The organism is Neorhizobium sp. R1-B (genome assembly GCF_004368875.1).
GTDB classification, from domain to species: Bacteria; Pseudomonadota; Alphaproteobacteria; order Rhizobiales; family Rhizobiaceae; genus Neorhizobium; species Neorhizobium huautlense.
Window position 1 is genome coordinate 15,955 of record NZ_SOEM01000026.1, and the last position, 25,217, is coordinate 41,171.

General features: G+C 60.8%; 27 protein-coding genes. 11 read left to right on the forward strand and 16 right to left on the reverse strand.

Going from position 1 to position 25,217, the window contains the following annotated elements; genetic code table 11:
- Positions 1-71 precede the first annotated feature (71 nt).
- Entirely contained in the window at positions 72-1,031 is a 960-nt protein-coding gene (gene phnE, locus EDE05_RS23340) for a phosphonate ABC transporter, permease protein PhnE (RefSeq protein WP_112796730.1), read from the forward strand.
- A gap of 11 nt (positions 1,032-1,042) precedes the next feature.
- Entirely contained in the window at positions 1,043-2,548 is a 1,506-nt protein-coding gene (phnE, locus tag EDE05_RS23345) for a phosphonate ABC transporter, permease protein PhnE (RefSeq protein WP_134102979.1), read from the forward strand.
- 19 nt (positions 2,549-2,567) lie between these two features.
- Here the strand turns inward: phnE (EDE05_RS23345) and arsB are convergent, their stop codons facing one another.
- The 5 genes from arsB to EDE05_RS23370 form a co-directional block, all read right to left on the reverse strand.
- On the reverse strand, positions 2,568-3,641 hold the full coding sequence (arsB, locus tag EDE05_RS23350; protein WP_112796726.1) for an ACR3 family arsenite efflux transporter: 1,074 nt from the start codon (positions 3,639-3,641) through the stop codon (positions 2,568-2,570).
- A 59-nt stretch (positions 3,642-3,700) separates the two neighbouring features.
- The gene (arsC, locus tag EDE05_RS23355; protein ID WP_132413033.1) at positions 3,701-4,135 is read right to left on the reverse strand and encodes an arsenate reductase (glutaredoxin); all 435 of its coding nucleotides are present in this window, start codon (positions 4,133-4,135) and stop codon (positions 3,701-3,703) included.
- On the reverse strand, positions 4,132-4,659 hold the full coding sequence (locus EDE05_RS23360; RefSeq protein WP_112796722.1) for an arsenate reductase ArsC: 528 nt from the start codon (positions 4,657-4,659) through the stop codon (positions 4,132-4,134). The genes arsC and EDE05_RS23360 overlap by 4 nt, the downstream gene beginning before the upstream one ends.
- Positions 4,656-5,009 carry a metalloregulator ArsR/SmtB family transcription factor gene (locus tag EDE05_RS23365; protein ID WP_112796720.1) on the reverse strand — a complete coding sequence of 118 codons (354 nt, stop codon included), beginning with the start codon at positions 5,007-5,009 and terminating at the stop codon, positions 4,656-4,658. Before EDE05_RS23365 ends, EDE05_RS23360 begins: the two co-directional genes overlap by 4 nt.
- A 225-nt stretch (positions 5,010-5,234) precedes the next feature.
- Positions 5,235-5,885, reverse strand: coding sequence for an outer membrane protein (locus tag EDE05_RS23370; RefSeq protein ID WP_112796718.1), 651 nt, complete (start codon positions 5,883-5,885; stop codon positions 5,235-5,237).
- 356 nt (positions 5,886-6,241) lie between these two features.
- Here EDE05_RS23370 and EDE05_RS23375 point away from each other — a divergent pair, with 356 nt between their 5' ends.
- Positions 6,242-7,429, forward strand: a complete 1,188-nt coding sequence (locus tag EDE05_RS23375) for an MFS transporter (protein WP_134102982.1) — start codon at positions 6,242-6,244, stop codon at positions 7,427-7,429.
- A 218-nt stretch (positions 7,430-7,647) separates the two neighbouring features.
- On the opposite strand, the gene EDE05_RS23380 is transcribed toward EDE05_RS23375, so the two are convergent.
- The gene (locus EDE05_RS23380) at positions 7,648-7,851 is read right to left on the reverse strand and encodes a DUF1059 domain-containing protein (RefSeq protein WP_112796716.1); all 204 of its coding nucleotides are present in this window, start codon (positions 7,849-7,851) and stop codon (positions 7,648-7,650) included.
- A gap of 1,060 nt (positions 7,852-8,911) precedes the next feature.
- On the opposite strand from EDE05_RS23380, the gene EDE05_RS23385 reads away from it, so the two are divergent.
- On the forward strand, positions 8,912-9,823 hold the full coding sequence (locus EDE05_RS23385; protein WP_132413037.1) for a hypothetical protein: 912 nt from the start codon (positions 8,912-8,914) through the stop codon (positions 9,821-9,823).
- A 72-nt stretch (positions 9,824-9,895) separates the two neighbouring features.
- On the opposite strand, the gene ftsZ is transcribed toward EDE05_RS23385, so the two are convergent.
- On the reverse strand, positions 9,896-10,921 hold the full coding sequence (ftsZ, locus tag EDE05_RS23390) for a cell division protein FtsZ (RefSeq protein WP_105374430.1): 1,026 nt from the start codon (positions 10,919-10,921) through the stop codon (positions 9,896-9,898).
- 229 nt (positions 10,922-11,150) lie between these two features.
- Between ftsZ and EDE05_RS23395 the strand changes: the two genes are divergently transcribed.
- Together EDE05_RS23395 and EDE05_RS23400 are read left to right on the forward strand one after the other, a co-directional pair.
- A complete protein-coding gene (locus tag EDE05_RS23395) occupies positions 11,151-11,369 on the forward strand; it encodes a hypothetical protein (protein WP_112796712.1) in 219 nt (72 codons plus the stop codon).
- 81 nt (positions 11,370-11,450) lie between these two features.
- On the forward strand, positions 11,451-12,452 hold the full coding sequence (locus EDE05_RS23400; RefSeq protein WP_132413039.1) for a 2-dehydropantoate 2-reductase: 1,002 nt from the start codon (positions 11,451-11,453) through the stop codon (positions 12,450-12,452).
- Positions 12,453-12,548: 96 nt separating this feature from the next.
- Here EDE05_RS23400 and EDE05_RS23405 read toward each other — a convergent pair whose 3' ends face one another.
- Positions 12,549-13,490: an alpha/beta hydrolase gene (locus tag EDE05_RS23405; protein WP_132413041.1), complete on the reverse strand. Its 942-nt coding sequence runs from the start codon at positions 13,488-13,490 to the stop codon at positions 12,549-12,551.
- 330 nt (positions 13,491-13,820) lie between these two features.
- On the opposite strand from EDE05_RS23405, the gene EDE05_RS23410 reads away from it, so the two are divergent.
- Entirely contained in the window at positions 13,821-14,135 is a 315-nt protein-coding gene (locus EDE05_RS23410; protein ID WP_105374426.1) for a DUF1883 domain-containing protein, read from the forward strand.
- A 15-nt stretch (positions 14,136-14,150) separates the two neighbouring features.
- Here the strand turns inward: EDE05_RS23410 and EDE05_RS23415 are convergent, their stop codons facing one another.
- A complete protein-coding gene (locus tag EDE05_RS23415; RefSeq protein WP_105374425.1) occupies positions 14,151-15,467 on the reverse strand; it encodes a replication-associated recombination protein A in 1,317 nt (438 codons plus the stop codon).
- Entirely contained in the window at positions 15,464-16,867 is a 1,404-nt protein-coding gene (locus EDE05_RS23420; protein ID WP_112796706.1) for a DegQ family serine endoprotease, read from the reverse strand. Before EDE05_RS23420 ends, EDE05_RS23415 begins: the two co-directional genes overlap by 4 nt.
- A 240-nt stretch (positions 16,868-17,107) precedes the next feature.
- Here EDE05_RS23420 and EDE05_RS23425 point away from each other — a divergent pair, with 240 nt between their 5' ends.
- Positions 17,108-17,467, forward strand: a complete 360-nt coding sequence (locus EDE05_RS23425; protein WP_207914883.1) for a hypothetical protein — start codon at positions 17,108-17,110, stop codon at positions 17,465-17,467.
- 21 nt (positions 17,468-17,488) lie between these two features.
- Here the strand turns inward: EDE05_RS23425 and ilvD are convergent, their stop codons facing one another.
- Complete coding sequence (ilvD, locus tag EDE05_RS23430; RefSeq protein WP_112796704.1) at positions 17,489-19,324, reverse strand: dihydroxy-acid dehydratase; 1,836 nt, start codon at positions 19,322-19,324, stop codon at positions 17,489-17,491.
- A gap of 149 nt (positions 19,325-19,473) precedes the next feature.
- Positions 19,474-19,884, reverse strand: a complete 411-nt coding sequence (locus EDE05_RS23435; protein WP_112796702.1) for a DUF4112 domain-containing protein — start codon at positions 19,882-19,884, stop codon at positions 19,474-19,476.
- Positions 19,885-20,092: 208 nt separating this feature from the next.
- Here EDE05_RS23435 and msrP point away from each other — a divergent pair, with 208 nt between their 5' ends.
- From msrP to EDE05_RS23450, 3 genes are all read left to right on the forward strand, one after another.
- Entirely contained in the window at positions 20,093-21,034 is a 942-nt protein-coding gene (msrP, locus tag EDE05_RS23440) for a protein-methionine-sulfoxide reductase catalytic subunit MsrP (protein ID WP_112796699.1), read from the forward strand.
- 2 nt (positions 21,035-21,036) lie between these two features.
- Complete coding sequence (msrQ, locus tag EDE05_RS23445; RefSeq protein ID WP_132413043.1) at positions 21,037-21,675, forward strand: protein-methionine-sulfoxide reductase heme-binding subunit MsrQ; 639 nt, start codon at positions 21,037-21,039, stop codon at positions 21,673-21,675.
- Between the two features lie 78 nt (positions 21,676-21,753).
- Positions 21,754-22,125, forward strand: coding sequence for a hypothetical protein (locus EDE05_RS23450; protein WP_245505224.1), 372 nt, complete (start codon positions 21,754-21,756; stop codon positions 22,123-22,125).
- A gap of 277 nt (positions 22,126-22,402) precedes the next feature.
- Here the strand turns inward: EDE05_RS23450 and rplQ are convergent, their stop codons facing one another.
- The 4 genes from rplQ to rpsM form a co-directional block, all read right to left on the reverse strand.
- On the reverse strand, positions 22,403-22,828 hold the full coding sequence (gene rplQ, locus EDE05_RS23455) for a 50S ribosomal protein L17 (protein ID WP_038585860.1): 426 nt from the start codon (positions 22,826-22,828) through the stop codon (positions 22,403-22,405).
- Positions 22,829-22,963: 135 nt separating this feature from the next.
- Positions 22,964-23,974: a DNA-directed RNA polymerase subunit alpha gene (locus EDE05_RS23460; protein WP_105374417.1), complete on the reverse strand. Its 1,011-nt coding sequence runs from the start codon at positions 23,972-23,974 to the stop codon at positions 22,964-22,966.
- A gap of 185 nt (positions 23,975-24,159) precedes the next feature.
- The gene (gene rpsK / locus EDE05_RS23465) at positions 24,160-24,549 is read right to left on the reverse strand and encodes a 30S ribosomal protein S11 (RefSeq protein WP_007766864.1); all 390 of its coding nucleotides are present in this window, start codon (positions 24,547-24,549) and stop codon (positions 24,160-24,162) included.
- A 120-nt stretch (positions 24,550-24,669) separates the two neighbouring features.
- A complete protein-coding gene (gene rpsM / locus EDE05_RS23470) occupies positions 24,670-25,038 on the reverse strand; it encodes a 30S ribosomal protein S13 (protein WP_105374416.1) in 369 nt (122 codons plus the stop codon).
- Positions 25,039-25,217 lie beyond the last annotated feature (179 nt).

A 25,217-nucleotide genomic window follows, 5' to 3' on the forward strand; every position in this document is an offset into this window, starting at 1 on the left:
CTCGAACAGGACGGCCGCCTGGAGACGTCTCCGGCGGCCTTTTTCTCGACCGTCGCAACCGGGGGCAAGCGATGTCCATTTCCAACGCCAGGCCAATCCTCGGCGAGAGCGGCCGGATGATAGAGCTCCACTCGCGGCAGCTGGCCGCCCAGCGGGGGTTCTACACGCTTTTGGGCGTCATCCTGCTGCTGTGCGTGGTGTCCGGATCGCTCTGGTTCGCCAACGAGACGAATTCCGGCAAGTTCTTCGAGCGGCTTCCCCATCTCTTCGACTTCGTCGAGGATCTCGTTCCGCGGGACGGGATGGAGATCTGGCGAGCGCTGTTCGACCTCCCGTCCCCCTATAACGACGGCAGCTTCAAGTACAACTATCCAGAAGGGCGGGCCTATCTCGGCGAGACCTTCTATATCCCCGAATACTTCCACAAGATGGTCGAGACGCTGAATATCGCGCTCGTCTCCACCGGCATCGGCCTGCTGTTCGGCTTCGTGCTGGCATTCCTCGCGGCGCGGAACACCATGCCCAATTCCTGGGTGCGGGGGCCGGTGCGCCGCGTCATGGAGATCCTGCGCGCCTTTCCGGAAGTGGTGATTGCCGGCTTCTTCCTGGCGATCCTTTCGCTCGGCCCGATCCCGGCCGTCATCGCCGTATCGATCCATACCGTCGGCGCGCTCGGCAAGATGTTCTACGAGGTCATCGAAAATGCCGACATGAAGGCTGAGGAAGGGTTGCGTGCGGTCGGCGCCACCTGGCTCGAACGGATCTGGTTCGGTATCGTTCCGCAGGTCATGCCGAACTTCATGAGCTATTTCCTGCTGCGTCTCGAAATCAACGTGCGCGCCTCGACGATTATCGGCGCCGTCGGCGGCGGCGGCATAGGCGAACTCCTGCGCCTGTCGATCGGCCAGGGTCACGAAGCCAAGACGCTCGCCATCGTCCTCCTTCTGCTGCTGACCATCGTGGCCGTCGACCAGTTTTCCGCATGGCTTCGCCAGAAGCTTTCGGGCGACCAGGCATTCAACGCGATCTGACCGGAGGCACCATGACGATCCTCAACACCTCCGAAATGGAAGCCATCGCGGCGCGCCATCCTGATCTCCTGAGGCCAGGCTTCTGGCAGCGCTTCAGGGTGCCGGCCATCGCCCTCGCGTGCACCCTCTATCTCCTCTTTGCCTGGTGGTATTTCGCCGTCGGCAAGGTTTTGGGCGAAGCGAACTGGAGCATCGCCGGAAACTACCTCGCAGACTGGGTCTCCTACGAAATCCGGCCGCAGATCGAGATCGACGCCGACGGCGCAATGAGGATCGAATATCCGCGTTTCGACCCGATCGGCCCGAACCCCAACCCGGACTGGCTTCAAACGCGGCGCGAGACGGTGACGAGGACGATCGAAATCCCCGCGCCCAACTCAGCGAACGGAGCGGCCGCCAAGCCCTCGTCCAGCTTCATGGCGCCTGCGCCCCAGGCCGAGCAGCAGGCCGCCCAGGCAAGTCCTATCCGGGAAACCCGCACCGAGGAGATCCTCACCGAGGCGGTCGTAGAGATCGGCAGCGCTAGAACGATCGAGGTTCATCCCGACCGGGTGGTGCTTACCCGAGGCTCGGAGAGCGTCGCCCTCCGCCTCGACAGGAGATCCGGCGAGGTCCGGGCGGATGGAGCACTACCCTCGTGGATCGAACAAAGACTGCCGGGCGGCCGCGCCCTCGCCTATTTCGGCGTGTCCGGCTGGGCGGAAATCAGTGCGGAGCGGGTTCGCATCCGCAAGCGCTTCCTCGGCTGGGCGAACTTCCTCTTCGATACGAATTCTCCGTTCTTCGGCAAACCGGCTGGCGAGGTCGCAACGCTGATTGTCTCGGGCGAGCGTATCCAGCCCGACAGGTCGAACCTCTCGCTCGCCTGGAACAACATCCTCTACAATTCCGAATGGCAGCATCTCGACGTGTGGGAAAAACTCCTGCAGACCATCGTGATGGCGTTCATCGGAACCCTGTTCGCGATGCTGGTCGCCTTCCCGCTGTCGTTCATCGCAGCGCGCAACATCTTCCGAAACCGTCCCGCAAACCAGATCGCCAAGCGGCTCTTCGACTTTCTCCGCTCCGTCGATATGCTGATCTGGGCGCTCTTTTTTACCCGTGCCTTCGGCCCCGGTCCGCTGGCGGGGATTTCCGCGATCTTCCTCACGGACACCGGCACGCTCGGCAAGCTCTATTCGGAAGCGCTGGAAAATATCGACGAGAAGCAGCGCGAGGGAGTGCGCTCCGTCGGTGCCTCACCGGTAGCGGTGCAGCGCTATGGCACGGTGCCGCAGGTTATGCCGGTGTTCCTGTCGCAGGCACTCTACTTCTGGGAATCGAATACCCGTTCGGCCACGATCATCGGCGCCGTCGGCGCGGGCGGCATCGGGCTTAAACTCTGGGAGGCCATGCGCACCAATTACGACTGGGAGAACGTCGCCTATATGGTGCTGCTGATCCTTCTGGTGGTGTTCATTTTCGACGGGATTTCGAACGCGCTGCGCTCGCGGCTGATCGGCAAGGAACGCGGCTGATACATCCCCTGAACCTCGATCACTCGGCCGGCGCGCGCTCCCTCTCGGCGCCGTAGTAGCGGCGTCCCATCCAGAGCGCGAACTGCACCAGGATGATCAGCACGGGCACCTCGACAAGCGGACCGATGACGGCGGCGAAGGCAACAGGCGAAGCAAGACCAAAGGCGGCGATCGCCACCGCGATGGCGAGCTCGAAATTGTTTCCCGCTGCCGTGAATGCCACCGCCGTCGTGCGCGGATAGTCGGTGTCGATCATCTTCGCCATCACGAAACTCATGGTGAACATGACGAGGAAGTAGATGGTGAGCGGGATCGCGATCAGCACCACGTCGAACGGCAGCCTGACGACATCGCCACCCTTCAGGCTGAACATTGCGACGATGGTAAAAAGCAGCGCGGCCAGCGTGATCGGGCTGATCTTCGGCAGGAATGTCTTCTCGTACCAGTCCCTGCCCCTGGTTCTTGTCAGGATCGTTCGCGACAGATAGCCGGCGAGGAACGGGATGCCGAGGTAGATGAAAACCGCTTCTGCAATCGTCCAGAAGGACACGTCGACGACGCTGCCTTCGAGGCCGAACAGCGGCGGCAGAAACGTCAGGAAGATCCAGGCATAGACGCTGAAGAAGAGGATCTGGAAGATCGAATTGAACGCCACCAGCCCGGCCACGTACTGGTTGTCGCCGCGTGCGAGCTGATTCCATACGAGGACCATCGCGATACAGCGCGCAAGACCGATCAGGATCAGGCCCGTCATATATTCCGGATAGCCGCGGAGGAAGATCACGGCGAGCGCAAACATCAGCGTCGGGCCGATGATCCAGTTCTGGACGAGCGAAAGCAGCAGCACTCGCTTGTCGGCAAAGACCTGATGCAGTTCCTCGTAACGGACCTTCGCAAGCGGCGGATACATCATCAGGATGAGGCCGATCGCGATCGGGATGTTGGTGGTGCCGATCGACATGCTGTTGAGCAACTCCGGCAAGCCGCCAAAGACCGTGCCGAGGATGAGGCCCAGCGCCATGGCAGCGAAGATCCATACCGTCAGGTAGCGATCCAGAAATGACAAACGGACTGCAGGTTTGGCAGGCTGCATTGAAGTGTTCCTTTAACGAAGATATGCCGGAGGGGCAGCGTGGCGGATCGGCAGCGGTCTCAGGCGATCCGCCGGCCGTCGGCATCGACGACGATCTCGCCGTCCTCCTTTGCGAAGGCACCCCTTTGGGGCACGGGAAGAATGTCGAGAACGGCTTCGGAAGGACGACAAAGCTTGACGCCCATCGGAGATACGACGATCGGTCGGTTGATCAGGATCGGATGCTCCATCATCGCATCCAGGAGCTGATCATCGGTCAGGCTCTCGTCCTGAAGACCAAGTTCGGCGTAAGGGGTGCCCTTCTCGCGGAGCAGTTCCCGCAGGCTGACACCCATGCGGTCCACCAACTGCACGAGCAATTCCCTCGACGGCGGGGTCTTCAGGTATTCGACGACATGCGGCTCAATGCCGGCGTTGCGGATCATCGCAAGAGTGTTCCGCGACGTGCCGCAGTCGGGATTGTGATAGATGACGATATCGATCGGCTCGCTCATGCGACATCTTCCCTCTTTACGGAGGAACCTTCCATTTGCCCGATCTCGCGAAGTTTCGCGGTGAGGCTCAAACGCTCGAGGCTTTCCACCGGAAGCGCTGCAAACGCTGCGATCCGAAGCTTCATGTAACGCAGCGCCTGGCCGAAGGCGACGCGCTTTTCCGCATCCGTACCTTCCACGGCGGCCGGATCCTCCAGGCCCCAATGGGCCGTCATCGGCTGCCCCGGCCAAACCGGGCAGGCCTCCCCGGCGGCGTTGTCGCAGACGGTAAATACGAAGTCGAGTTCGGGTGCACCCTCCGTGGCGAACTCCTCCCAGCTCTTTGACCGGAGGCCGTCCACAGGGTAGCCATGGCCCCGCAGCGCCTCGACGGCCAGCGGATGGACTTCGCCCTTCGGATGGCTCCCGGCGGAATAGGCGTTGAACTTGCCGGCGCCGTCCTTTCTGAGAACGCTTTCGGCTATGATCGAGCGGGCGGAATTTCCCGTGCAGAGGAACAGCACGTTGAAGGTCGTCTTTGTCATTGCGACACCTTTTGCGGGGAACAACAGGGTGAGAGTTCGGCAATCAGCGGCTCGCAGAGCTCCGCCCTTCCCCCGCAACAGTCCTTGACGAGATAGAGTGTGAGTTCGCGGAGCGCGGCGATTTCGGCACGGTAGACCATCAGGCGGCTCCTGCGCTCAGCCTGGATGAGGCCAGCGCGGGCGAGAACCGCCAGATGCGAGGACATGGTGTTTTGCGGCACCGCCAGCATCCTTGCGACGTCGCCGGCAGGCAGACCATCCGGTTCATGCCGCACGAGCAGATTGAAGGCCTGCAGCCTGGTGGGCTGGGCCAATGCGGCCAGAGCGAGAATTACTTTTTCCTGATCCATATATCGAGATTACTCGATATATGGATATTGTCAACAGATCCGGATAAGGAAGAACCTGTTTCCCTTCACTGAAGATGGCGGCGTCCTGCCTTGACGGGCCCGAACCGAGGACATCCCGTCGCCATGAACAGCAACAGCCCCGTATGCTTCAGAGCATACGGGGCTGTCGATTGGTGGTCCAAAAAACGTCGCCTCTTCAGATCCGGCGGATCCAGGGGCCGTTTATCAGAAGCGGTAGTTCACGCCGGCCTTGAGCACCTGGTCGCGCACATCTGTGCGCGAGGTGACGCCGGCGGTGGTGCTGCGCACATCGTTGGTCATGGTGTAGTTGTATTCGACGCGAGCCGAAAGATTGTCGGAGAGCTTCTGCTCGACGCCCGCGCCCACGACCCAACCGGGTTTCCAGCCATCCGGACCGGAGGTGCCGCCATTGTCCTTGAAGCTGGTGAGGGCAACCCCTGCGGTGCCATAGACGAGCGTATCGTTGAAACCGACACCGGCCTTCGCCTTGGCGGCCACGCGACCCTGTTCCTTGATATTGCCGCCGGGAACGCGGCTCTTCACGTTGCCGAGATGCGAAGCTTCGATTTCCGCACCGACGACGCCGGAATCCAAGTCCATGTTGTAGCCCGCGTGAGCGCCGACGACGAGGCCCTTGTCGCCGTCGAAGGGGTTCAGCTTGCGGGATGCCATGCCGAGATCGGCGCCGACATAGGCGCCGCCCCAGCCGGCCTTCGGGCCGGCGGCCGGCTCATTGTAGGTCGGCGGCTCGGAATAGCTGGTCAGGTCGGCGGCGAGGACAGCCGTTGAAGAGACAGAGGTGGTGGAAACTGCGGCGACGATCGCCAGGGCGAAAGGCTTTGCTTTCATGGTCATGTTACTCCGTACAGCACCTGCATCGGGAGATAGGCAGGCAATTACTCAGGTTACAACTGCACGGCGGTCCGAGCCATCCCACCAGGCCCTCGTGGCCGCACCACCGGCAAGTTTCCATTAACTTTCACGAATTTATAAACACTCCCTTAACCGCGAGACTCCAGGGACGCGGATTGCGAAAAACAAACGGAATCGTGAAGTGGATGCCATCCGCCGATATTGATGCGGCACGGGCAGGTTTGGGCCGCAGGAGACTCGGCCGCTTCGCGCCAGAAGCGGTCATGCAAACGTCATAGACTCATCTTATGATTGTATCTAGTATCGCTACCGCGCGACCTGATTGATATCATTTTCAGATGACCACATTTTCTCGCACCGCTTCAGTAGTTGCTATCCTTTCGCTTACTCAACTTTTAGGATGGGGTGCGACTTTCTGGATGATCGCCGTGACCGGTCCTTCAACGGCCGACGATCTCCAGCTTCCGCTGTCCATCGTTATGAGTGGACCTACAGCTATGCTCATGGTGATGGCTATCGTCTCATGGCCGCTCGGCACTGCATTCGAGCGCTTCGGAGCGAGCCCGATCATGACGATTGGAGCGCCTCTGGCGTCGGTCGGCTTAATCATTATGGGCATGGCAGGCGGCCCTATAGCCTACTTCCTGTCCTGGACCATGCTCGGCGTCGCTGGTTCTTGCATGCTGTCCACACCCGCACAGATCGCCGTTACCGAGATCGCGGGCGAAAAATCACGAAATGCTCTCAGCGTTCTCATTCTTGTAGGCGGACTCACTTCAACGATCATGTGGCCCGTGACCGATATCCTGCAGGCGCACTGGGGTTGGCGGACAACGACGCTCATCTACGCTGCTCTGCTACTCCTCGTCTGCATGCCCCTTCATTGGTACGGATTGGCCAGAAATGTGGGCAACAAGACTAAGGGAGGGAAGTCAGTCGGCTCCACATCCGCAGACCTCAGAAGATTCATCCTTCTCGCGGCCAGCTTCGCCGCCAACGGTTTTTTCACATGGGGTTTTGCCCTCACCATCATCATCTTGTTCGAAGCCAAGGGCCTGGACCACACGTCAGCGCTTGCGGCTGCGGCATTCATCGGCATCGCGCAATGGGCTGGCCGCATGACTGACCTAGCTGGCGGACACCGCTGGTCGGGACTAGCCATGGGTCTTGCGGGCGCGGCTCTTTTTCCGGCAAGCTTTATCGTCTTGCTTGTCACCAACAGCTTTGGCGGCGCAGTTGTGTTTGCTATCCTATATGGGATCGCAAGCGGCATTACCGCAGTCGCCCGCGCCACCCTTCCGCTAGAACTCTTTCCTCCCGGTGCCTATGCGCGGTCTTCCGCCAGGATGTCAGTGCCGCTGAATTTCGCGTTTGCGACCGCGCCACCTGCATTCACGGCGATCATGACCTTAACCAGTCCGCAAGGAACCCTCTGGTTGGCCCTGATCGTATCAATCTTTGCCTTTGCCACCCTGGTATATCTTGCGGTGGTTCATAGAAGGGTGACGAGCGCAATTGCTGCTTAGGGCCGGAAGCGGACATGGGTGGCATTTGCTATATTGTCCGATAGTAAAGCGGTGACATTCGTCGCCACGTGTTTCCCGCACAGCGAAAAAATCGAGAGGCGACGAAAGGTCCGCCTCGTTCGGGGATAACCAGCGCCATACGAGATCGAACGCCGCCCCTTTCGCAGGAGACGGCGTTCGACCTCGGTCCAACATTTCATCAAAAACAGCGGAGCTCGTTACGCAACACTGCGCGAGGGTTCCATGTCGTGAATTGCTTTGCGGATTTCCGTGCGGAATTCCGGCGTGTCAGTGTGACCATGGACGGCAACCGCGTGCTGGACGGCGGCATTGACGAGTTCGTCCGTATTGTCTGCCGATATGGCTACGGTGCATTTCATCTCGCTCGGAAACTCCCGGCAGTCGATAAATTTGCGTCCCATTTTCGCCTCCTCAGAAAACCCTCCGGCGGAGCCGAAGGATCGGAAATTCTACTCCCATCCCAGCCGGGCAACAAACGGAAGGCGACGGGATCGGAACGCCAAAGGCTCATCAATTCGGGGTAGCCGCGACGATCTAGACACGGTCGCAAACGGGCCGGTCAGCGCCGATCTCCGGTCGGCCGCGCCCGCTCATCGGCACTCCACGCCTTGACCGCGACGGGGACGCGCCAACTTACCAGATCTTCAAAAATCAATCGGTTACAAAAAACTTCGCCCCCCTTCATCCCCGCCCCTCGCCCCATGCCTACAATTTCCCGGTCCTGCATCGGATACACCAGGAGGCGTTCTGGCGAGGCGGGGCCGGCGCCGGGTACAAGGAAACGACGTAAGTCCTTGTATCTGGGGTTCGCGGAAAATGGTCTCCCTCCGGCGACACGGGGAGAGATGAAGGGTTACGGACCGGCCCTCGTCTCTTGATGCCCGAAACAGCGCGCCGGGCGTGCCTGTGCGGCACACATGGTGGTCCGAAGGATGGTTTCGCCGGACTATTTGAAGTCCGTCCGCTTCCTCGGATTTAATCCGAGGATCCGGAAGTCCGGCGGCGGTTCCTGGTTGCCCTTGCCGGTAAGTTGGTCCGGACGAGCGCCAGAGGTCAGACGAACACCATCCGGAAAGGCCACGGCAGAGAGATCGAAGTCGCGGATAAAAACCGCTGAACGGGGCGCTGAGAGGTGTCACCTATAAACTAACTTACGAGGCAGCTCCCAGCGCCCCGTCCGACCACCCTTCGTCCCCGGGATGGCTAAGCCAGGTCCGGTCCGTCGGCATGGCGAAAATTGGTGCACAGACTGGCCGGGGAAGAAACGGGCGCGGCAGGCGCGGGAAAAACCCCGACCCCAGGAACCAAAAGGAGCACCGGCGTGTTGAAAGGGCACTTCGATAGACAAACCATGATATTACAGGAGATTCACCATGGGACGCGGTATTCTGCTCTGGCTCCTCGGCATTCCGCTGCCGATCGTCATCCTTCTCGTCCTCTTCATGCGCTGAGGAGACGGAAATGCCAATTTCATCGACAGGCTCCACGGCGCTAACTCCGGTCGAGTCGTCAAAATCCGCAATTGCCTGGGGTCCGATCATCGGCGGTGCGGTTGCGGCAACCGGCATCAGCCTCATCCTCATCCTTTTCGGCTCCGGCCTTGGCCTGACCATGGTCTCGCCCTGGTCGGGGGAAAGCAGTTCGGCTGCAACGGTCGGCGTCACCGCCGCAATTTGGCTAGTGGTCGTACAATGGCTGTCGGCCGCGCTCGGCGGCTATCTGACCGGGAGGCTCAGGACCAAATGGGCGGCGGTCCATACGGATGAAGTCTTCTTCCGGGATACCGCGCATGGCTTCGTTTCCTGGGCATTGGCGACGATCTTCGTAGCCGGCTTCCTCGCCTCGTCGGTGACCTCGCTGGCGGGCGCCGGGGCTCAGGCCGTCGGAACTGCGGCAGCGACCGCCGGTGTTGCCGGTTCCGCAGCGGCGGCATCGTCTGCGGATGACGCGGATACCAATGCCGCGACCTCCTATTTCACCGATGCGTTGCTGCGTCCGCAGCAGGCGCAGCAGCGTGCGGAAACCGATAATACGGCAGCAACTGCCGAGGTCTCGCGCATTCTCGTGAATGGAGCCGTTCAAGGCGGCGTTCCGGAAGATGACAAGGCTTATCTTGCCACCATCGTCTCCGCCCGCACCGGCCTCTCGCCGGAGGAAGCCCGTGCCCGTGTCGATTCCGTCCTGAAAAGGATCGAAGATGCCAAGGTGGCCGCCCAGCAGGCAACCGACGAAGCCCGCAAGGCGGCAGCAACGACGGCCCTTGTCGGATCTCTTTCATTGCTCGTCGGCGCGTTTATCTCCTCTGCAGCCGCGGCACTCGGCGGCCGGCAACGCGATGAGGAGGAAGACCTGCTGGTCGCCTCCCGCTTCTGAGCGCTCAAGATCAAAGACGACAACGCCCTCCGAAAGGTTCCCGGAGGGCGTTACTGCGTCGGTTCGAGCAGCTTACTGCAGCGTGCGGGGCATGGCCTGCAGGTCGGCCGGAGCCCCGGCGGCTGCGCCCGCCTGATCGCCGTCGAGGCCGGTCGCCACGACCGAGACGCGGAACTTGCCGTCCAGATTGCGGTCGAAGATTGCGCCGACGACGATATCGGCGTCGTCCATGACTTCGTCGCGGATGCGGCTCGCCGCCTCGTCCACTTCGAAAAGCGTCATATCGGAACCGCCGGAGATCGATATGAGCACGCCCTTGGCACCCTTCATCGAGATGTCGTCGAGCAGCGGGTTGGCGATCGCGCCTTCCGCGGCAAGCAGAGCGCGTCCGTCACCGGAAGCTTCGCCCGTGCCCATCATTGCCCGGCCCATGCCCTTCATCACCGACTTCACGTCGGCGAAGTCGAGATTGATCAGGCCTTCCTTGACGATCAGGTCGGTGATGCAGCCGACGCCTGCGAACAGGACTCGGTCGGCGGTCATAAAGGCGTCGGCGAAGGTCGTCTTGGCGTCGGCGATGCGGAAGAGGTTCTGGTTCGGGATGACGATCACCGTATCGGCTGCCCGGCGCAGTTCCTCGATGCCGGCTTCTGCCGTCTTCATGCGGCGATTGCCTTCGAAGGTGAAGGGTTTCGTCACGACGCCGACCGTCAGGATGCCGGCACTGCGTGCCGCCTGGGCGATCACCGGTGCAGCACCCGTGCCCGTGCCGCCGCCCATGCCGGCCGTTACGAAGCACATATGCGAACCGGAAAGGTGATCCATGATCTCGTCGATCGACTCTTCGGCGGCCGCCCGGCCAATCTCCGGCAGCGACCCCGCCCCGAGCCCTTCCGTCACATGTGCGCCAAGCTGGATGCGGCGGGAGGCCTTGGAGGTGGCAAGCACCTGAGCATCCGTATTGGCGGCAACGAAATCGACCCCTTCGAGCTCTTCCGCAATCATGTTGTTGATCGCATTGCCGCCACCGCCACCGACGCCGATCACGGTGATCTTCGGCCGCATCTCGGTAATCTGGTATTTCTTGCCGTCCGTCATCGCAATCTCCTTGGCATCGGCTCCGCCGCCCGAGCGGCCCCGTCGGCCGTCCGAATCACATGTATTTTAGCTGTGCAACAAGGCAGAGGCTTGGCGAAAGAACAAGCTCTGAAACGGAGCGGCGGAAAACCGAGAATTTTCCACATGCACACGGAACATTTTGCGCATCCGATTATTGTGAAGAGTCTGATCACAAAAATGAGAAAACGAGAGAGGAGCATCGCGTATCATGCCTACGTCTGCCGCACGCGCGTCCGTCCCATCCCCGGATGAACATATTCTTACCGTGCAGGAGGCGCTCGAGCCGCTCTTCCTGGCGCTCGAAGAAGAAGCCGAGATCAAAATGGTCGCCGCCGCAGTCAAGGCCGGATGGTCGGTCGAAGATGCCGTCGCGGCCATCGATGAACTGCGCCGGACAGAACTGCTGCCTGGCGATTTGACGCATTGACCCATCACAAAAACTCGTTCGCCTGCTCCGTCAGGATGCCCTAGATCTACCGCATTGCACGCAAGCGGAGACAGAAAGCTCATGGCGATCAGGAATATCTGCATCTATGGCGCCGGCGCCCTCGGCGGAGCCTTTGCCGCAAAGCTCGCAAACACGCTTGGCGACGAGGTCAATGTTTCGGTCATCGCCCGCGGTGCACATCTGGCGGCGATCCAGGAAAACGGCCTCACCGTGGTGAAGACCGGTGAAGGAGGTTCGCTCAACGTCAGGCTTGCCGCCACCAGCGATCCCAAGGAACTGCCGAAACAAGATCTCGTCATCACCGGCATGAAGGGCCATCAGCTCGCGGATGCGGCCGAAGGCCTTGCCAGTCTGCTCAAGGACGGAACACGCATCGTGCCGGTCGTCAACGGCATTCCCTGGTGGTACTTCCACCGGGATGAGGAAAGCGGCCACGCGGAACGCCAATTGCCGGAGCTTGACCCCGATGGCAAGCTCTGGCGGCTCGTCGGACCCGAACGGGTGATCGGTTGCGTCGCCTATCAGGGCGGAGAAGTGGTTGAGCCCGGCATGGTCCGCCTCTACGGGGACGGTCGTTTCTTCCTCGGCGAGCCTTCGGGCGAGCTTTCACAAGACCTTGTGTCCGTCTCCGAACTTCTCGGCCGCGCCGGCATCACGATCGTGCCGACACAACGCATCCGTGATGCGATCTGGACGAAGCTGATGGGGAATGCCGCCTACAATCCGATCAGCGCGCTTACCCGTGCCCGGATGGACAGGATGATGGAGAATAGGCTCCTCGTCGAGCAGATCAGCAAGGTCATGACCGAAACGAGAGCGGTTGGCGAAGCGCTTGGCGCGGTCTTCAACGGCAGCGTCGATGAACAGTTGAACCGTTCCGGCGGCTTCGGCCCGGTGAAAACCTCGATGCTTCAGGATTTGATCGCCGGCAAACCTCTCGAAATCGGCCCGCTGACCGGCATGGTCGTTGCACTCGGAAAACTTACCGGCGTCGCCACGCCGACCTGCGAGACGGTGCTGGCGCTCACCACTCAGCTCGACCACGAGAACCTAAGAGATTGATTCATCGTATTGAGGATGTGAATCCGAAAACGCCGGCAAGCGTCTGAAAGCCATTGAAGATGCCAGCGCTTACCGGCATCTTCTTGGGCGAAACGATCACTTCTTGACCTGCTCTGCCCAGTTGGGAGCATTGCTCTTGCCGTCGAGAAATGGCAGCACGGTCGCGGTCATGGCGGGAGACGCAAAGGCCTCGTAGTGCGTCAGGTCGGGCAGGATCGCCAGCCGGTACTTCGACATGTTTTCCCGCATCCATCCGGCATCCCTCAGACCGCCGCCAAGCTTTTGATAAAACTCCACGATATGTTCCGGGCGAACCATATCGCTGTCGCCGAAAACCAGCATGACCGGCATCGTCAGCTTCGGGATCGCATCGGAATAGTCATAATCACGGCGCATCAGATCGCCCATCGCGTCAAGCAGCCTTGGGAATTCCGAAACGTCCGGCGCAACGGCCTTGTAGGAGATGAACATCGGCGTGTCCTTCATCATCTCCGCCATGCCAGCCCCAACCGATTCCTGCTGCGGAATCATCTCGGGGAAGAAGCCTTTCCTCGCGAAGGGAGCGGACGCTATCACGAGCCTCCGCACCTTATCCGGCGATTGAGCCGCCATCTGGAGCGCGACGCCGCCGCCCATGGAATAACCCAGCACGTCGACCTGCTTGTAACCGAGTTCGGAAACCAGTTTGCCCATGTCGGCGCCCATGGCTTCCAGAGAAATAGGCCGCTTGCCGAGCGGCGTGCGGCCGTGCCCCTGAAGATCGACGCCGATCACCTGACGGTGTCCAGTGAGCATGGGCATGACCGGGGCAAACATATCGATCGAGCCGAGACCGCCGTGCAGAAGGAGGAGCGGTTCGCCCTCACCCCGGATCTCATAATAATAGCGAATGCCACCCGTCTCGATATGGCCCTTCCTGGAGGGTTCGGTCGCTACCGGTTGGTTCACCGAGGGCGCGGATTGTTCCGCCTTGACAACGGTCGGCGTGACCGATGCAGCGATGGCAGCAATTACAACCGCAAATATCCTGCTCGACATGGCTTCCTCCTCTAAGGATCATTTGATGATGCCCCAAGGACGGGGAAGCGGAAAGAAAGCCGACAGGCGCCGACAAAAAATCGCGCAAAAAGAAATCCCGCCGCGAGGAGACGACGGGATATTCAGTCGGAGGTCAAATATTATTGTTGTTTTACGGCGGCTGCAGGGGACGAAAGCCGCCTTGTTGAACTCCCGGCGACATATTACTGGATCGCCTGCGAGTTCGAAGTTCACGGGACTAACCCATAAGTAACCGCGAGGTTCCATAATTCGTTAAGGGCGGTACATTAGAATAGTCAAACTTTCCATATTGGCATCAGCGAGGCAGTGATGACCGCTCCCGGCTTCCGTTTTACCCACTACGATCTGAAACTGCAGCGGGCAGGTACCGTGATCGAAGTGACGTTGAACGCGGTCAACAACGTGCGGCTGCTGACCGCCGTCAACTTCCAGCGCTTCACAGAGAAGCTGGATTTTAAATATGTGGGCGGCATCGCCAAGAAATCGCCGATCCGGCTTGTCATCCCGGAAAACGGCCATTGGCATCTGGTGGTCGATATGGAAGGCCATCACGGCCTGGCTGACTCTTCCGTCAAACTTGTCGCCGCGCCGGGAGCGGCTGCCACTCACAAGCAGGCATCCTGATCGCCTCTGCGAAAATCACCCGGCATTCCGCTCCTTGCGAAGCTTGGCCCACCAGTCGAGCCTTTTTCTGATCTCGCGCTCGAAACCTCGTTCCGGAGGGTCGTAGAACGTTTGCCGCCCCATCTTTTCCGGAAAATAGTCCTGACCGGAAAAGGCGTCCGGCTCGTCGTGGTCGTAGCGATAGCCTTCTCCATATCCCTCGCCTTTCATGAGCTTTGTCGGCGCATTGAGGATATGTTTCGGCGGCAGAAGCGAGCCATTTTCCTTTGCAGCGCGGGTTGCCGCCTTGAACGCCGTGTAGACCGCGTTCGATTTCGGTGCGGTCGCCAGATAGACGCAGGCCTCGGCGAGGGCCAACTCTCCCTCCGGCGAACCAAGATAGTCGTAAGCATCCTTGGCGGCATTGCAGATGACCAGCGCCTGGGGATCGGCTAGGCCGATATCTTCCACCGCCATCCTGACTAAGCGGCGCCCAAGATAAAGCGGGTCCTCGCCGGCATCGAACATGCGAGCCAGATAATAAAGTGCGGCATCGGGATCCGAACCACGCACCGATTTATGCAGTGCCGAAATGAGGTTGTAGTGACCGTCCTGAGCCTTGTCATAAACGGGAGCACGACGTTGAACGATCCGGATGAGGCCTTCGGTATCGAATACCTCTCCTTCCCGCGCTGCCCGCCAGACCTCTTCGGCCAGTGTCAGCACCGCTCGGCCATCTCCGTCGGCCATGCGGATCAGGCTGGCCCGCGCATCTGGATCGAGCGGCAGCGGTCTTCCCTCCACCTGCTCGGCGCGCTGCAGCAGTTCCATCAGGCTCTCTTCGTCATGCGGCCGGAAGGTCAGAACCCTGGCGCGCGACAGGAGAGCCGCATTCAGCTCGAAGCTTGGATTTTCCGTCGTCGCGCCAACGAGAATGACCGTGCCATCTTCCATGACCGGCAGAAAACTGTCCTGCTGGGCACGATTGAAGCGATGGATCTCATCAACAAAGAGCAGAGTCTGCCGGCCGTCCATGCGGCGCATCCGCGCCGCCTCGAAGACCTTTTTCAGGTCCGCCACGCCGGAAAAGATCGCGGAAATCTGTTCGAAGGCGAGCCCCGCCTCTCCCGAGAGCAGCCGCGCCACCGTCGTCTTGCCCGTTCCCGGAGGTCCCCAGAAAATCATCGAACCGAGCGAGCCCGAAGCGATCATCCGGCGCAGGACGCCGTCATCACCCGTCAGATGCGGCTGGCCCGTCACCTCATCCAGCGTCTTCGGCCGCAGACGATCCGCGAGAGGCCGCCGGCTGGCGACCTCGTCTGGAACCCGCGACGCGAAAAGATCGCCGCTCATCTGAAGAACTGCCGGATACGCTGGCCCTTGCGCTCGATCTCGACCCGCCAGAACCCAGGATCCTCATCCAGCATGCCTTCCAGAGCCTTGGTCGAGGTGACGGTCGTGCCGTTCAGAGAGATCACGATATCACCTGGCTCGAAGCCGTAACGGGCAGCAGGCGAGCCGCGCGCCACATCCGTGACGACGACACCCGCCTTTTCTGCCGGGATGCGAAGTTCCGTCGCAAGTTTCGGCGAAAGATTGGCGACATGCAGGCCCGCGAAGGGATGACGGCCTTCGAGCAGGCGATCATCCGGCGGCGTGGTCTCCGGAGCGGTGTTGAGGGCGATCGTCACCTGCCGGTGGCCGTCCGCAGTCTGGACATCAAGCATCGCCTGCTTGCCGAGTCCTGCCGTCGTCAGACGGTAGCCCAGCGCATCCGGATGTTCGACGGCGATGCCGTTGACGGCGGTCACCACCTCGCCCGGTTTCAAGCCGGCCCGATCGGCGGGTCCGCCTTCGACCAGGCGCACCACCAGAGCGCCACGGGCCGTCTTCAGTCCAAGGGCTTCGGCGACATCGGAGGTGACGGCATCGAATGTCGCGCCGACATAAGGCCGCTCGAAGCTGGTCTTTCCTTCGGCGGCCGAAGCAAGGAACACTTTGACGAGATTGGCGGGGATTGCAAAACCGACGCCGTTCGAGCCGCCGCCGCGGGAGAAGATGGCCGTATTGATCCCGATCAGTTCGCCGTTCATGTTTATCAGCGCGCCGCCGGAGTTGCCGGGGTTGATGGACGCGTCGGTCTGAATAAAGAACCCGAAATCGCCCGTGGTGACCTGGTTGCGTGCCAGTGCCGAAACGATGCCGCTCGTGACGGTTTGACCGACGCCGAACGGGTTGCCAATGGCCAGCACCAGATCGCCGACCTCCACGTGGTCGGAATCGGCGACCGGCAGAACCGGGAACTGCTCCTTCGCCTTGATGCGCAGCACGGCCAGATCGACCCTTTCGTCCTTCAGCATCACGTCGCAGGCGAACTCGCGGCCGTCGGCGAGCGCGATCTTGATGTCGTCGGCGCCTTCGATGACGTGGTTATTGGTCACCACCAGACCATCTGCCGAAAGAATGACGCCCGAACCGAGGGACGACTGCTTCTCTGTGCGGTTCGGCATGCGCTGTCCGAAGAACTGCTCGAAGAAGGGATCGCCCGCAAACGGATTGACGCGCTGCACGACCCGCTCGGCGTAGACATTCACGACGGCACCCGCCCTCTGCTTGACCAGAGGCGCGAAGGAAAGCTGCATCTCCTGGCGGCTTTGCGGAACCGTCTTCTGTTCCTGCGCCATTGCCGGGACAGGACATAGAAGCGCCAGGACGAAAAGGCCGGTCGAAACGCGTTTGAAAACGCTCAGCATGTGATTCCTCACTTTATGAAACCCGTTCGATTTGTAGCGCGGAAGGCTGGAAAAGAAAGGTGGCCGAATCACGGAGAGATCGGCGGAAACGGTAAGGTTACCCGGTACTATATAAAGCCTGCCGCAGCGGAAGCCATGGCGTCCGGCGAGAGACCTCCGTCCTTGTTGTCCGGCTTTAGCGCATCCTTTGGTGTTGTGGAACGTTCCTGGATTTCTCCAGTCAGCATCAGGAGTGCAAGCATGAGATATATTTCGATCGCAACCGCGCCGGCCGGGCTTTTTATCGGCTTTGCCTTGTGGGCGGCGCCGACAGCCTCCGCGGCAAGCTTCGACTGCGACCGCGCCAATCTCGCGGTAGATGAAAAGGTGATCTGCGATACGAGGTCGCTCAACGACGCGGACGTGAAGATGGTGACCACCTTCGACATTCTCGTAAACCTGCTGCCCATGGGCAACCGCGACAAGCTTCAAGAGGAACAGAGCGCCTGGCTCAAGAAGCGTCAGTCCTGCGGCGAAGACATCGAATGCATCCGAACCGCCTATGCCGAGCGGATGAAGCAGCTCGACGAAGCCTACAGGAACTTGAGCAGGCCGCTGTGACGACGACCCAGCTTCAATCTCCTATTCAGGCAATATCCGCACGGCGCCCTTATCGGCGCTGGCGGCGAAGGCGGCATAGGCTTTCAGCGCGGTCGTGACGTTGCGCTTGCGGGGAACCGCCGGCTTCCAGCCAAGCGCTTCCTGCTCATGGCGGCGGGCGGCAAGTTCGGCATCGGAAACCGCAAGATGGATGGTGCGGTTCGGAATGTCGATCTCGATGATGTCCCCCTGACGGACCAGACCGATCGCGCCACCCTGGGCGGCTTCCGGCGAAGCATGGCCGATCGAAAGGCCGGACGTACCGCCCGAAAAGCGGCCGTCGGTGATCAGCGCGCAAGCCTTGCCGAGCCCCTTCGACTTCAGGTAGCTCGTCGGATAGAGCATTTCCTGCATGCCCGGTCCGCCCTTTGGCCCTTCGTAACGGATGACGACGACGTCGCCTGCCTTCACCTCATTGCCGAGAATACCTTTTACCGCGGCGTCCTGGCTTTCGAAAACGACGGCCGGGCCGCTGAACTTCAAGATGCTCTCGTCGACACCGGCGGTCTTCACGATGCAGCCGTCCAAGGCAATATTGCCGTAAAGGACTGCAAGCCCCCCATCCTTCGAGAACGGATGTTCGACCGAGCGGATGACGCCCTTCTCGCCGTCGGCATCCAGATCGTCCCAGCGCGAGGACTGGCTGAAGGCGACCTGGGTGGGGACGCCGCCAGGTGCCGCGCGGAAGAACTCGCGCACCGTTTCGCTGTTAGTGCGGGTGATATCCCAGCGGTCGATCGCATCTCCCAGCGTGGTCGCATGGACCGTGCCGCAGTCGCGATTGAGCAGGCCTCCGCGATCCAGTTCGCCCAGAATGCGCATGATGCCGCCGGCGCGGTGGACGTCCTCCATATGCACGTCGCTCTTGGCCGGTGCGACCTTGGAGAGGCACGGAACCTTGCGCGACAGCCGGTCAATATCCTCCATGCCGAAGTCGATGCCGCCTTCATAGGCAGCGGCGAGAATATGCAGCACGGTATTGGTCGAACCGCCCATGGCGATGTCGAGCGACATGGCGTTTTCGAAAGCCTCCTTGGTGGCGATCGAACGCGGCAGAACGCTTTCGTCCTCCTGTTCGTAGTAGCGGCGGGCGAGATCGACGATCAAATGGCCGGCTTCGACGAAAAGGCGCTTGCGGTCGGAATGGGTGGCGAGCGTGGAGCCGTTGCCCGGCAGCGACAGGCCGAGCGCTTCGGTCAGGCAGTTCATGGAATTGGCGGTGAACATGCCGGAGCACGAGCCGCAGGTCGGACAGGCCGAACGTTCGATCGCCTGGACATCAGCGTCGGAAACAGCCTCGTCGGCGGCGGCAACCATCGCGTCGACCAGGTCCAGCGCTACAGTCTTGCCATGCAGGACAACCTTGCCGGCTTCCATCGGGCCGCCGGACACGAAGACCGCCGGAATGTTGAGGCGCATGGCGGCATTCAGCATGCCGGGGGTGATCTTGTCGCAGTTGGAAATGCAGACCATGGCGTCGGCGCAGTGGGCATTGACCATGTATTCCACCGAGTCGGCGATGATTTCGCGCGACGGCAGCGAATAGAGCATACCGTCGTGGCCCATGGCGATGCCGTCATCGACGGCGATCGTGTTGAATTCCTTGGCGACGCCTCCGGCAGCCTCTATCTCGCGGGCGACGAGCTGGCCGAGATCCTTGAGATGCACATGGCCTGGGACGAACTGGGTGAAGGAGTTGACGACGGCGATGATCGGTTTGCCGAAATCGCTGTCTTTCATCCCGGTGGCACGCCAGAGCCCGCGCGCGCCAGCCATGTTGCGGCCATGGGTCGTGGTTCTGGAGCGATAAGCAGGCATGGTGTTGTCCTCGATGTCTTTCGGGTGTGCAACAGTCTACCGCTTTCCCGGCGGCCGCGCAAAAACCCTTAGTTTTGCGGCTTTCCTACCGCAAAGGGCAATGAGTGTCACTATCATGACAGGCCAAAGCGGTACGGTTGCCCGCTAGCCTATCTCTGCCGAAGCTCGTCCGGATGTATGCCGAAGTGATCGAGGATCACATGCAGGTTCCGGCGATGCGACTTGAAGAAGAGGTCGAAGACATCGCCCGCCAGAGGCACGCTGCCGAGGATGGAATCGGCTGCGACATTGCCGAGCATCCGCGCGAGCTTCGCCGGCGGCAGGCCGAGCCTGCGGGCTTCATTGACGATATAAAGACCGACCAGGGCGCCGCCGGCATCGCCGACGAGTGGAACGAGGCCGAGGACCGAATCCGCGCCGAAGCGGATTCCGGTCCCGGGAATGCGGATTGCCGTATCCATCAGCCGCGCGATCGCCGCCAATCGGCGCAGGCGCCGCAGATGTTCTGCGCGATCGGTGAATTCGCCGTCCGTCCTCGCGTCCCAGCTGCGTGTCGTCATCCGCCATCTCCTATCGCAGGCTTTGTCACCCTACGGTGAGAACCCTTAAACCGGAGATGGGGTTCCCGGCATGCCTTTTCCATACCGAAAGCGATCGTTTCCTCACGCAAACGTGGTCCGCCGCAATCTTTGCGATGCTGTGAAACCTTTCCGTTCCGCGTTACGTATAGGAAGAAAAGGCACCTGTGCCTTGAGAGGAGATTTCGTCATGTCCGCCCATCGTCCGCCGCATATTCCGGCCTCGGAAATCACACCGCGCGAGATCTACATGTCCCGCCGAAGCTTCATGGGGACGGCGGCTGCCGGCCTCCTCATCGGCGGCACCGGCGGTGCGCTGGCGGCACCACTTACCGCCTCGCCCAGCGCTTTCAAAGTGGACGAACCACTGACGCCCAAGGAAGCCGTGACCGCCTACAACAATTTCTACGAATTCGGCGTCAACAAGGAGGATCCGTCGCAGAATGCAGGGGAATTCAAGCCGACCCCGTGGACCGTCAAGGTCGACGGCTTGGTCGGCAAGCCGAAGGAGTTCGGTCTCGAAGAACTCATGAAGATACCGCTCGAAGACCGCACCTATCGGATGCGCTGCGTCGAAGGCTGGTCGATGGTCATTCCCTGGATCGGCTTCCCTCTTTCGGCCCTGCTCGATCAGGTGGAACCGCTCGGCAGCGCCAAATATGTCGCTTTCGAAACGGTCGTGCGGCCGGAGGAGATGCCCGGCCAGAAAGGCTTCTTCCAACCTCTGCCCTGGCCCTATATCGAAGGCCTGCGGCTTGACGAAGCCCGGCATCCCCTGACTATTCTTGCGGTCGGCCTCTATGGCGAAACGCTGCCGAACCAAAACGGTGCCCCGATCCGTCTCGTCGTGCCATGGAAATATGGCTTCAAGAGCATCAAATCGATCGTCAAGATCTCGCTGGTCGAACAGCAGCCGCAGACGACCTGGAAGAACGCCAATGCGCGTGAATACGGCTTCTATTCCAACGTCAATCCGGCGGTCGACCACCCCCGGTGGAGTCAGGCGACCGAACAGCGGATCGGCGAAGGCGGCTTCTTCGGCGCAGGGCGCCGGCCGACCCTGCCGTTCAACGGCTATGCAGAGCAGGTGGCAAGCCTCTATGCAGGCCTCGACCTCAAGGCGAACTATTGAGAATGGCGGTCCTCCCCACCCTGCCCCGCCGATATCACTCCGCCAGCATCTGGATGCTCTATGTGATCGGACTCTGTCCCGCCGCCTGGTATTTCTACCTGGCGGCCACCGGCGGGCTGGGCTTCAACCCCGTCAAGGAATTCGAGCATCTCCTTGGCATCTGGGCGCTGCGCTTCATCATCGCGACGCTCGCGATCACCCCGCTGCGCGATCTCGCCGGCATCAACTGGATCCGCTACCGGCGCGCACTTGGGCTTCTCGCCTTCTATTACGTCCTGATGCATTTTTCGGTCTATGCACTGCTCGACCTCAGGCTCGACCTCGGGGCGGTCGGCGGCGACATTGCGAAGAGGCCTTACATCACCATCGGATTTGCTTGCCTCCTGCTCCTCCTCCCGCTCGCACTCACCTCCAACAACTGGTCTATCCGTAAGCTCCAGCAGGGCTGGAACAAGCTTCACAAGCTCGTCTACCTGATCGCGGCCGGCGGTGCGTTCCACTATGTGCTCGCGGTCAAATCGGTTACACTGGTGCCGTTCATCCACGTTGCGCTCGTCGTCCTGTTGCTCGCTTACCGCCCGCTGCGGCGACCGGTTCTCAACTGGAGGCGCGGCAAGCCTGCCTTACGGCCAGCACGTTAAACGGAGGAATACGACAGAGTTGACGTTTCACGGGGCCGTGACGACTATCCCGCGATGGGAAGAAATGCCGGTAACCAAGTGGAGCCGACAGCGGTCCTCGACCCCGACGGTCTGGGCCAGGGCTGGTGGATAGACTTGCTTTGGTGGTGGCGTTTCCGGCAAAGTCGGCGGAGTGCCATTTCCTGGTTCAAGCCGACGCCGGCCGATGAGGACCGGATAGGACGCCATCCGCAAATCCAACGTTTCGGCGACGTCACAATCGCCACCGCACAATTTGACGGCAAACAGTGGATCGCCCGGGAGCGCGACTGGTTCGGTTGGCCGGATCCCCCGCGTTACGCGTTGTTCGCCCTTCAGGGAGAGGCGATCTGGATGGCGAGGGACTTCGATCGCTGGCCACCCTCCTGGTCCGGACCGCCGACGGCAGACCAGCAACCGCCGGCGACATGATGCGAGCGCCCATCCGATGCAAAGACTGGGCCTCACCGGCGAAATGGTTGTCCCGATAATGGCAAAGGCCGGGCTCGCGCCCGGCCTTTCTTCGGACCGCGGGAAATCGGCCCTGCTGCGCCCTTGGGGGAGGAAGCGCAGATACTAGTATTGAACACCGATGGGAAACGCCGTTCATTGATGCAGCTCAAACATCGGCACAACAACGTCAGTGCTGACGCAGAAAAGCCGGGCGTTGCCACCCGGCTTTTTCTAAATTCCGACTATGCGGACAGGATTATGCGGCTTCGGCAGCTTCTGCTTCAGCAGCAACACGAGCCTTGTCGGCTGCGCCCTTGGCGTCGACATCGCGCTCGACGAACTCGATGACGGCCATGGCAGCGTTGTCGCCCTGGCGGAAGCCAGCCTTCATGATACGCAGGTAACCGCCGTTGCGGGTTGCGTAACGCGAGGCAATGGCGTCGAACAGCTTCTTGACGGCGTCCTGATCCTGGATCTGCGAGATCGCCTGGCGGCGAGCGTGCAGGTCGCCGCGCTTGCCGAGGGTGACGAGCTTTTCGACGATCGGACGGATTTCCTTCGCCTTCGGCAGGGTCGTCACGATCTGCTCGTGAGTGATGAGCGAAGCCGCCATGTTGGCGAACATCGCCTTGCGGTGGCTTGCGGTACGATTGAGCTTGCGGCCGGCTACTCCGTGGCGCATGGCTATTCTCCTTTAATGCAGGGACCCACTCTTCTTAGGGCCTGCCGTTTCCTGGCACATACAGACATCCGGATCTTTGGACAAGGTGCCTGCTGTTTGACGGGGAAAGGCAGTCAAAACCTGCCTTTGCTAATTTCAGTACTGGTCTTCGTAGCGCTTGGCGAGATCTTCGATATTTTCCGGCGGCCAGGCGGGAACTTCCATACCAAGATGGAGGCCCATGGATGCCAGAACTTCCTTGATCTCGTTCAGCGACTTGCGACCGAAATTCGGAGTGCGCAGCATTTCCGCCTCGGTCTTCTGGATGAGGTCGCCGATATAAACGATGTTGTCGTTCTTCAGGCAGTTGGCCGAACGGACAGAGAGTTCCAGTTCGTCCACCTTCTTGAGGAGCGCCGGGTTGAACGCCAACTCGGTGACGGATTCTTCTTCGGCTTCCTTCTGCGGTTCGTCGAAATTGACGAACACGCCGAGCTGGTCCTGAAGGATCCGGGCGGCGAAGGCAACAGCGTCTTCGCCTGTGACCGAGCCGTCAGTTTCGATCGTCATGGTCAGCTTGTCATAGTCGAGAACCTGTCCTTCACGGGTGTTTTCCACCTTGTAGGACACCTTCTTGACCGGGGAATAGAGGCTGTCGACCGGGATAAGCCCGATCGGAGCGTCTTCCGCGCGGTTGCGATCGGCCGGGACATAGCCCTTGCCGTTGTTGACCGTGAACTCCATGCGGATTTCTGCGCCCTCGTCGAGTGTGCAGATCACGTGGTCGGGGTTCAGGATCTCAATATCGCCGACCGTCTGAATGTCGCCGGCGGTGACAGCGCCTGGGCCCTGCTTGCGCACAACCATGCGCTTGGCATCGTCGCCATCCATCTTGATGGCGATTTCCTTGATGTTGAGCACGATGTCCGTCACATCTTCCCGGACGCCCGGGATGGAGGAGAACTCATGCAATACGCCGTCGATCTGCACTGCGGTAACAGCAGCACCGCGCAGAGACGACAGAAGCACGCGGCGAAGCGCGTTGCCGAGCGTCAGACCGAAGCCGCGCTCCAGGGGTTCGGCAACCAGCGTTGCCTTGGTACGGCCGGAGGAGGAGAATTCCACCTTGTTCGGCTTGATCAGTTCCTGCCAGTTCTTCTGGATCATGACTAAATACCTTCCGTTCGTTGCCACCATTCAATCGTGGCAACCGAGCATGAGGAACACCGAGAGGAACAGAGATGTTCATCGGCTATATGGGTAAAGCCGCCGAACCTCCGAGAGAGGATCAGGCGGCTATGCCCGAGTTCACGAGAGAGGCCGCCCTTCGGCAGCCCCTTCCATTCCGACGATCAGACGCGGCGCTTCTTACGCGGGCGGCAGCCGTTGTGCGGGATCGGGGTCACATCGCGGATCGAGGTGATCATGAAGCCGGCAGCCTGCAGAGCGCGCAGAGCCGATTCACGGCCGGAGCCCGGACCGCAAACTTCGACTTCCAGCGACTTCATGCCATGCTCCTGAGCCTTCTTGGCGCAGTCTTCGGCAGCGATCTGAGCCGCGAACGGGGTCGACTTGCGCGAACCCTTGAAGCCCTTGGCACCAGCAGACGACCAGGCAATGGCATTGCCCTGCGCGTCAGTGATGGTGATCATCGTATTGTTGAAGGTTGAATTGACGTGAGCTACGCCCGACGTGATATTCTTGCGTTCGCGGCGGCGAACGCGGGTGGCTTCCTTGGCCATATTATCCCTTTCGTTGATCTCTGCACCGCCGTAATTCCAGCGGCTCCACCTTGGAGTGATCCATAAACGTCACGGCGAGCAGCGGCAACGCCCCTACCCACCAAGACCGATCACCCAAAATTACTTCTTCTTGCCAGCAATCGCCTTAGCCGGACCCTTGCGGGTACGGGCGTTGGTGTGCGTGCGCTGACCGCGAACCGGAAGGCCGCGGCGATGACGCAGGCCGCGGTAGCAGCCGAGGTCCATCAAGCGCTTGATGTTCATCGAGGTTTCGCGACGAAGGTCACCTTCGACCTGATAGTCGCGGTCGATGGTTTCGCGGATCTGGAGGACTTCCGAGTCCGTCAGCTGATGGACGCGCTTCTCAGCCGGAATACCGACCTTTTCCACGATTTCCTGCGCAAATTTCGTGCCGATCCCGTGAATGTAGGTCAGCGCGATAACGACGCGCTTCGCAGTCGGGATGTTGACGCCAGCGATACGTGCCACGCCTATTCTCCTTGGTTCCAGTTGCCATCCGGCAAGTGGTACTTCTTCTATGAGAGCAGCCACTCAGCGGCCGCCAGTTCAAACGCCATACGGAACAGGTCAAAACGACCGGTCCCGGATGTCCTTGCGGGAAATCCGCGCCGATCGCTCAATAGCTGTCGCGAGTTGGCGCGGTGTTT

What these genes read in the sequence shown, in the direction of transcription:
- phnE (WP_112796730.1), top strand. Translation starts at nt 72, where the DNA reads ATGTCCATTTCCAACGCCAGGCCAATCCTCGGCGAGAGCGGCCGGATG.
- phnE (WP_134102979.1), top strand. Translation starts at nt 1,043, where the DNA reads ATGACGATCCTCAACACCTCCGAAATGGAAGCCATCGCGGCGCGCCAT.
- arsB (WP_112796726.1), bottom strand. Translation starts at nt 3,641, where the DNA reads ATGCAGCCTGCCAAACCTGCAGTCCGTTTGTCATTTCTGGATCGCTAC.
- arsC (WP_132413033.1), bottom strand. Translation starts at nt 4,135, where the DNA reads ATGAGCGAGCCGATCGATATCGTCATCTATCACAATCCCGACTGCGGC.
- EDE05_RS23360 (WP_112796722.1), bottom strand. Translation starts at nt 4,659, where the DNA reads ATGACAAAGACGACCTTCAACGTGCTGTTCCTCTGCACGGGAAATTCC.
- EDE05_RS23365 (WP_112796720.1), bottom strand. Translation starts at nt 5,009, where the DNA reads ATGGATCAGGAAAAAGTAATTCTCGCTCTGGCCGCATTGGCCCAGCCC.
- EDE05_RS23370 (WP_112796718.1), bottom strand. Translation starts at nt 5,885, where the DNA reads ATGACCATGAAAGCAAAGCCTTTCGCCCTGGCGATCGTCGCCGCAGTT.
- EDE05_RS23375 (WP_134102982.1), top strand. Translation starts at nt 6,242, where the DNA reads ATGACCACATTTTCTCGCACCGCTTCAGTAGTTGCTATCCTTTCGCTT.
- EDE05_RS23380 (WP_112796716.1), bottom strand. Translation starts at nt 7,851, where the DNA reads ATGGGACGCAAATTTATCGACTGCCGGGAGTTTCCGAGCGAGATGAAA.
- EDE05_RS23385 (WP_132413037.1), top strand. Translation starts at nt 8,912, where the DNA reads ATGCCAATTTCATCGACAGGCTCCACGGCGCTAACTCCGGTCGAGTCG.
- ftsZ (WP_105374430.1), bottom strand. Translation starts at nt 10,921, where the DNA reads ATGACGGACGGCAAGAAATACCAGATTACCGAGATGCGGCCGAAGATC.
- EDE05_RS23395 (WP_112796712.1), top strand. Translation starts at nt 11,151, where the DNA reads ATGCCTACGTCTGCCGCACGCGCGTCCGTCCCATCCCCGGATGAACAT.
- EDE05_RS23400 (WP_132413039.1), top strand. Translation starts at nt 11,451, where the DNA reads ATGGCGATCAGGAATATCTGCATCTATGGCGCCGGCGCCCTCGGCGGA.
- EDE05_RS23405 (WP_132413041.1), bottom strand. Translation starts at nt 13,490, where the DNA reads ATGTCGAGCAGGATATTTGCGGTTGTAATTGCTGCCATCGCTGCATCG.
- EDE05_RS23410 (WP_105374426.1), top strand. Translation starts at nt 13,821, where the DNA reads ATGACCGCTCCCGGCTTCCGTTTTACCCACTACGATCTGAAACTGCAG.
- EDE05_RS23415 (WP_105374425.1), bottom strand. Translation starts at nt 15,467, where the DNA reads ATGAGCGGCGATCTTTTCGCGTCGCGGGTTCCAGACGAGGTCGCCAGC.
- EDE05_RS23420 (WP_112796706.1), bottom strand. Translation starts at nt 16,867, where the DNA reads ATGCTGAGCGTTTTCAAACGCGTTTCGACCGGCCTTTTCGTCCTGGCG.
- EDE05_RS23425 (WP_207914883.1), top strand. Translation starts at nt 17,108, where the DNA reads ATGAGATATATTTCGATCGCAACCGCGCCGGCCGGGCTTTTTATCGGC.
- ilvD (WP_112796704.1), bottom strand. Translation starts at nt 19,324, where the DNA reads ATGCCTGCTTATCGCTCCAGAACCACGACCCATGGCCGCAACATGGCT.
- EDE05_RS23435 (WP_112796702.1), bottom strand. Translation starts at nt 19,884, where the DNA reads ATGACGACACGCAGCTGGGACGCGAGGACGGACGGCGAATTCACCGAT.
- msrP (WP_112796699.1), top strand. Translation starts at nt 20,093, where the DNA reads ATGTCCGCCCATCGTCCGCCGCATATTCCGGCCTCGGAAATCACACCG.
- msrQ (WP_132413043.1), top strand. Translation starts at nt 21,037, where the DNA reads ATGGCGGTCCTCCCCACCCTGCCCCGCCGATATCACTCCGCCAGCATC.
- rplQ (WP_038585860.1), bottom strand. Translation starts at nt 22,828, where the DNA reads ATGCGCCACGGAGTAGCCGGCCGCAAGCTCAATCGTACCGCAAGCCAC.
- EDE05_RS23460 (WP_105374417.1), bottom strand. Translation starts at nt 23,974, where the DNA reads ATGATCCAGAAGAACTGGCAGGAACTGATCAAGCCGAACAAGGTGGAA.
- rpsK (WP_007766864.1), bottom strand. Translation starts at nt 24,549, where the DNA reads ATGGCCAAGGAAGCCACCCGCGTTCGCCGCCGCGAACGCAAGAATATC.